Source organism: Burkholderia sp. Se-20378, from assembly GCF_017104665.1.
Taxonomy (GTDB): Bacteria; Pseudomonadota; Gammaproteobacteria; order Burkholderiales; family Burkholderiaceae; genus Burkholderia; species Burkholderia lata.
Map to the genome: position 1 here is coordinate 1 of NZ_JAAGPG010000688.1, position 3,393 is coordinate 3,393.

Here is a 3,393-nt window from a genome sequence, read left to right on the forward strand (position 1 = left end):
TCAGTTCGGCGTCGTAGATGCCCGGCGCGATTTCGGTGCCGAGCTCGGCGAGCGACTTCGCGCCGTCGAGCACGCGCTCCGCGCGCGTGCCGTAGGCACGCGCATAGCGGCGGGCGAGCGCGGCGGGCAGCCATGCATGGCGTTTGGCGAACGTGTCGGCGAATGCGTCGAACTTCGCGTTCGCGATGTCGCCGCCCGGCAGCGCGACGCCGGCCGTCCAGGTCTTCGCGTCGCGGCCGAGTGCGCGGCACAGCATGTCGCCGGCTTCTTCCGCGAGCTTGCGGAACGTCGTGATCTTGCCGCCGAACACCGACAGCAGCGGGGCGCCCGCACCGTCGTCCAGCTCGAGGCGGTAGTCGCGCGTCACGGCCGATGCGTTCGTGGCGTTCTCGTCTTCCAGCAGCGGGCGCACGCCCGAGTAGGTCCAGTGCACGTCGGCCGGCGAGATCTTGCGCTTGAAGTAGCGGTTGATCGAGTCGCACAGGTACTGCGTCTCGTCGCGATCGATCGCGACCTTCGCGGGATCGTTCGTGTATTCGACGTCGGTCGTGCCGATCAGCGTGAAATCGTGTTCGTACGGAATCGCGAAGATGATCCGCTTGTCCGGGTTCTGGAAGATGTACGCGTGGTCGTGATCGAACAGGCGGCGCGTGATGATGTGGCTGCCCTGCACGAGCCGCACGCTGTGGCGCGCGCCGCGGCCGAGCGCGCCGTGCAGCACGTCGCCGACCCACGGGCCGGCCGCGTTCGCGATCGCGCGCGCATGCACGACGCGGATCGAACCGTCGGCGTGCTGCAGTCGTGCTTCCCATTCGTCGCCGCGGCGTTCGGCGGACACCAGCTTCGTGCGCGTCAGGATCTCGGCGCCGCGCTCCTTCGCATCCATCGCGTTCAGCACGACGAGGCGCGCGTCGTCGACCCAGCCGTCCGAATAGACGAAGCCGCGCTTGATCGAATCGATCAGCGGCGCGCCGGCCGCATGGCGGCGCATGTCGATGCCGCGCGAGCCGGGCAGCAGTTCGCGTTTCGCGAGGTGATCGTAAAGGAACAGGCCGATGCGGATCAGCCAGGCCGGACGCAGGTTCGGCATGTGCGGCATCACGAAGCGCAGCGGCCACATGATGTGCGGCGCCGCGCGCAGCAGCGTCTCGCGTTCCTGCAGCGCCTTGCGCACGAGCCCGAACTCGTTGTACTCGAGGTAGCGCAGGCCGCCGTGAATCAGCTTCGTGCTGGACGACGACGTGTGCGACGCGAGATCGTCCTGCTCGCAGAGCATGACCGACAGGCCGCGGCCGGCCGCATCGCGCGCGATGCCCGCGCCGTTGATGCCGCCGCCGACGACGAGCAGATCGTAGCGATTCGGTTGGGTCACCTGCTGTCCTTATCGTCTGATGGAAATGGTTGAACAGAAAATGTTCGAATTCGAAATTTAACGAACGAAATCGAAAAAGTAAAGTTCGATAAAGCGGGGCCAGTAGCGCGCGGCGCGATCCCGGACGATACTGGCGGAATCGACCGTTTCACGAGGTGAATCATGCGTATTGGGATGTGGGCCGGCGTGTGCGCCGTCCTTCTGGCGGGGTGTACTGCCGGCATGCCGCCGCTCGTCGGCAACTGGCGCACGCCGTCGTTCGTCGACCTGCAGACGTCGTGCGGCGGCACGGCACGGGATTGGGGCGCGGACGCGCAGCCGGTCTACTCGACGTTGTACGACGCGTACGTCGCGAAACGGTATCGCGGGCTGACCGAAGCGAACTATTGTGCGTTCGTAAACGAACTTTCGACGCACTATGCGGCGCCTGACGCGGCGACGCGGGCCGGCTGGATCGCGTATTTCAACGGTGCGCGCGCGCAGGCCATCAGCTGGCGGGCGGCGGTCGATCCGACGCTGCGCGGCGGCTGAGGCAGGCTGCGGCGGGGCGGCGAGCGGAAAACGGGAATGGCCGCGCGGCCCGAATGCGGGCGGCGCGGTCAGGTCACGAGCGGTGTGGTTTTACGAATAGCGGTATTTGATGGACCGCAGCGCGGCGTCGCCGGTTTCGGTCACGCAGTATTTGCGCCCCGATCCGAGTCCTTCCAGACGAACGAGCTGCTGTTCGAGCAGTGCGTCGATCTCGTCCCGATCCATGTTGGTTTGATCGGGAGCGTCCTTCACAAGCAATAGCGTGGCGAATTCATGCGGACTCAGCATCGTTCTCTCCATGGCGACCAGTCAGCCCGCGCAGCCGGCGCAAAAGCCGACGCGCGATACCCGTCGGGGTATGGCTTGGGGGGAAAAGCTGCATTCGCCGGCCATGTCATTCGTCCGCGCCCTGGCACAGGCGGAACGGCGGAACGGGCCGGGGAACTGGAGTCTAGTCGAGCGCGCAGGCAACGACAAATCGTGCCCCGTTAATTTTCCCTTTGACAGCCGGGTCACGCGCAAGCGGTTCGCTTGCGACGCCAACTTCTTGATTTCACTTGAAGTTTCGGGTGCGGTGCAGCATCGGCGCGGTCACTCCGCGACGTACACCTGGGTGCCGGCGGCCGCGACGGTGTCGGCCATCTCGGGCGGCAGCGGCTTGTCGGTGAAGAGCGCATGCACCTGGCTCAGGTGGCCCTGGCGCACCAGCGCGGGACGGCCGACCTTCGAATGGTCGGTCACGAGATAGACGGTGCGCGCATGCTGCATGATCGCCTCGGCCACACGCACCTCGCGCGTGTCGAAGTCGCGCAGCGTGCCGTCGGCTTCGATCGCCGACGTGCCGATGATCGCGTAGTCGACCTTGAACTGGCGGATGAAGTCGATCGCGAGTTCGCCTACGATCCCCTTGTCCCACGGCCGTACGATGCCGCCCGTGATCAGCACCTCGCAGTCGGGGTAGCCGCTCATCATCGACGCGACGTTCAGGTTGTTCGTGACCACGTGCAGCCCGTGGTGGCGGTTCAGTGCGCGTGCGACTTCCTCGGTGGTCGTGCCGAGGTTGATGAACAGCGATGCCTGGTCGGGAATGTGCGACGCCGCGAGCGCCGCGATGCGCCGCTTCTCGTCGTGGAACATCCGCTGGCGTGCCGTGTACGACACGTTCTCCGAGCTGGTCGGCAGGCTCGCGCCGCCGTGGTAGCGGCGCAGCAGGTTCAGGTCGGCGAGCCAGTTCACGTCGCGGCGGATCGTCTGCGGCGTCACCGCGAAGTGCGCGGCGAGATCATCGACGGTCACGAAGCCGTCGCGCTGCACCCATTCGAGCAGTTCCTGCTGGCGCGCGTTGAGGGTGAGGCGGGGATCTCGGGTCATGGCTCGATGGTCGTGTCGTGAGACGGAGCGAGTATTGTAAGGGCGGCAACGACCTTAGGCCGGCCCGGCCCGCATGGTCGCCCGTTATTCATGCGTAAATGGCATTGATTCATTTGATA

4 protein-coding genes are annotated in these 3,393 nt (G+C 66.0%); 1 reads left to right on the forward strand and 3 read right to left on the reverse strand.

The features are described from left to right. A partial coding sequence (gene glpD / locus G3N93_RS36135) for a glycerol-3-phosphate dehydrogenase (protein ID WP_206135154.1) occupies positions 1–1,372 on the reverse strand: 1,372 nt, incomplete at its 3' end. Between the two features lie 162 nt (positions 1,373–1,534). On the opposite strand from glpD, the gene G3N93_RS36140 reads away from it, so the two are divergent. After that, positions 1,535–1,903, forward strand: coding sequence for a hypothetical protein (locus tag G3N93_RS36140; RefSeq protein WP_041492947.1), 369 nt, complete (start codon positions 1,535–1,537; stop codon positions 1,901–1,903). 90 nt (positions 1,904–1,993) lie between these two features. Here the strand turns inward: G3N93_RS36140 and G3N93_RS36145 are convergent, their stop codons facing one another. Both G3N93_RS36145 and G3N93_RS36150 read right to left on the reverse strand, forming a co-directional pair. After that, positions 1,994–2,191 carry a hypothetical protein gene (locus tag G3N93_RS36145; RefSeq protein ID WP_006751304.1) on the reverse strand — a complete coding sequence of 66 codons (198 nt, stop codon included), beginning with the start codon at positions 2,189–2,191 and terminating at the stop codon, positions 1,994–1,996. Positions 2,192–2,494: 303 nt separating this feature from the next. Next, positions 2,495–3,274 (reverse strand): DeoR/GlpR family DNA-binding transcription regulator, encoded by a 780-nt coding sequence (locus tag G3N93_RS36150; protein ID WP_174940301.1) that lies wholly within the window; start codon positions 3,272–3,274, stop codon positions 2,495–2,497. Positions 3,275–3,393 lie beyond the last annotated feature (119 nt).